The organism is Billgrantia hypersalina, assembly GCF_052584175.1.
Map to the genome: position 1 here is coordinate 1 of NZ_JBMIQI010000016.1, position 2,847 is coordinate 2,847.

The 2,847-nt window shown below is 70.6% G+C and carries 1 protein-coding gene; it reads left to right on the forward strand.

Translation table 11 applies throughout. The annotated features are described in order from the left end of the window. Positions 1-2,847 (forward strand): FAD-binding and (Fe-S)-binding domain-containing protein (locus ACOJCM_RS13010; RefSeq protein ID WP_445212485.1); only part of this gene is annotated, 2,847 nt, incomplete at both ends.

Consider the following 2,847-nt stretch of genomic DNA (forward strand, 5'->3'; position numbering starts at 1 on the left):
CGCCGCGTGCGGGTCCAGGCCGGGGTGGTCAAGGACCAGCTCAACGCCGCGCTGAGGCCCTTTGGCCTCTTCTTCGCCCCCGACCTCTCCACCTCCAACCGCGCCACCCTCGGCGGCATGATCGCCACCGATGCCAGCGGCCAGGGCAGCTGCGAATACGGCAAGACCCGCGATCATGTGCTCGAGCTCGACAGCGTGCTGCTCGGCGGCGAGCGCCTGGTCAGCCGCCCGGTCGACGAAGCCGAGCTGGAGCGGCTGTGCCATCACCGCGGCGTGATCGGCAGCGCCTACCGTACCGCCCGCGAGATCGCCGATACCCAGCACGAGCTGATCGCGGCCAAGTTCCCGCCGCTCAACCGCTGCCTGACCGGCTACGACCTGGCGCACCTGCGCGATGCCCGGGGCCGGCTCGATCTCAACAGCCTGCTGTGCGGCGCGGAGGGCTCGCTCGCCTTCCTCAACGAGGCCGTGCTGGGCGTGTTGCCGATCCCCCGGCACGCGACGCTGGTCAACGTGCGCTACGCCGGCTTCATGGATGCCCTGCGCGATGCCAAGGCCTTGATGGCTTCCGCCGCCAGGCCCACCTCCATCGAGACGGTGGACGACAAGGTACTGCTGCTGGCCATGGAGGACTTCGTCTGGGACAGCGTGGCCGAGTTCTTTCCCGGCGAGACGGAGACGGCCTTCGACCCGGGCGGTACCGCTGCCGCAGGCGATACCGCCACGGCCGAGCGGCAGGCCGTGGCCATTCGCGGCATCAATCTCGTGGAGTTCAACGACGACGATCCCGAGCGGCTGGCCGAGCGGGTCGCGGCCTTCTGCCGCCATCTGGAGGCCGACGAGAGCGTGCCACGCCTGGGCTACACCCTGGCCCAGGGGCGCGAGGCGATCCAGCGCGTCTACGGCATGCGCAAGCGGGCGGTGGGCCTGCTGGGTAATGCCCGGGTCGATGAAAAGGGCGAGAAGCGCCCAATCCCCTTCGTCGAGGACACCGCGGTACCGCCGGAACACCTCGCCGACTTCATCGCGGAATTCCGCGACCTGCTCGACGCCCGCGGGCTCAGCTACGGCATGTTCGGCCACGTCGATGCTGGCGTGCTGCACGTGCGCCCGGCCATCGACATGAAGGACCCGGTGCAGGAGCGGCTGATCCGCGAGGTTTCCGACGAGGTGGCCGAACTGACGCAAAAATACGGCGGGCTGCTGTGGGGCGAGCACGGCAAGGGCGTGCGCTCGGAGTACGCGCCGCGCTTCTTCGGCGAGCTCTACCCCAGCCTGCAGCGGGTCAAGGCGGTCTTCGACCCGCACAACCAGCTGAACCCGGGCAAGATCGCGACGCCGCTCTCTATCCCGCCCGACGCCGGGGGTACTGCCCCTCCTGCCACCTCGCCCGAAACCGTGGGGAGCCCGCCCGATGCCTCTGGGGCACCACCGGTGAAGCTCGTCGACCCGGGCCTGTTGACCGTCGACGGCGTACCCACCCGCGGCCAGCACGACCGCCAGATCGACGAGCGGCTGTGGCAGGCCCACGCCGCCACGGTCTACTGCAACGGCAATGGCGCCTGCTACAACTACGATCCGAACGACGCCATGTGCCCCTCGTGGAAGGCGACCCGGGACCGGATCCACTCCCCCAAGGGCCGCGCCAGCCTGATCCGCGAGTGGCTGCGCCTGCAGGGCACGAGCGGCATCGATCCGGTGGCAGAGGCGCACCGGCAGCGTCGCGAGGGCATTGCGGGCTTTCTCAAGCGCCTGCCGGGGCGGGTGCGCAACAGCTGGCGCCGCCGCGACGAGGCCGATTTCTCGCATGAGGTCTACGACGCCATGGCGGGGTGTCTGGCCTGCAAGTCGTGCGCCGGCCAGTGCCCGGTGAAGGTCAACGTGCCGGACTCGCGCGCCCAGTTCCTCGAGGTCTACCACGGCCGCTACCTGCGCCCGCTGCGCGACTACCTGATCGGCGGCATGGAGTTCTTCGTGCCCTACCTCGCCCACGCCGCCCCGCTCTACAACGCCGCGCTGGGCCAGCGCTGGGTGGACAGGCTGCTGTCAGAGCAGGTGGGGCTGGTCGACAGCCCGCGCCTCTCGCGGGCGCGGTTGGCCGAGCAGCTTCGGGCCTGGGGCGTGGCCGAGGCGACGCCGGTCTCGCTGAGCCTGCTCAGCGAGGCGCAGAAGGCCCGCAGCGTGGTCATCGTGCAGGACGCCTTCACCAGTCACTTCGAGGCGGAGCGGGTGATGGCTATCGTCGAGCTGCTCGCACGCCTCGAGATTCGCGTGTTCGTGGCGCCCTACGCGGCCAACGGCAAGCCGCTGCACGTGCAGGGCTTCCTCGGTGCCTTCGGGCGCACCGCCAGGAAGCAGGCCGAACGCCTGCGCGCCCTGGCCGAGTTCGGCGTGCCGCTGGTGGGCATCGACCCGGCCATGACCCTGACCTATCGCCAGGAGTACGTGAAGGCGCTGGCCCCCGGGGCCGTACCCGAGGTGCTGATGCTGCAGGAGTGGCTGGCGGCCCAGGGCCCGCGCCTGGTGCCTCCCGCCCTGGCCCGACAGCTGGAGCGCCTCGAGGACCCGGGATTCCGGCTGCTCTCCCACTGCACCGAGAAGACCAATGCCCCGGGCAGCCCCCGGGCATGGCAGCAGGTGTTCGCCGCCTTCGGCCTGGAGCTCGAGCTGCTCAGTTCCGGCTGCTGCGGCATGTCCGGCACCTACGGCCACGAGGCGCGCAACCTCGCAACCTCGAAGACCATTTATGCCCAGTCGTGGCAGCCGCTGGTGGAGGACGCGGCCAACCGCGGCCGCCTGCTGGCGACCGGCTACTCCTGCCGCAGCCAGGCTGGGCGGCTCTCCGGC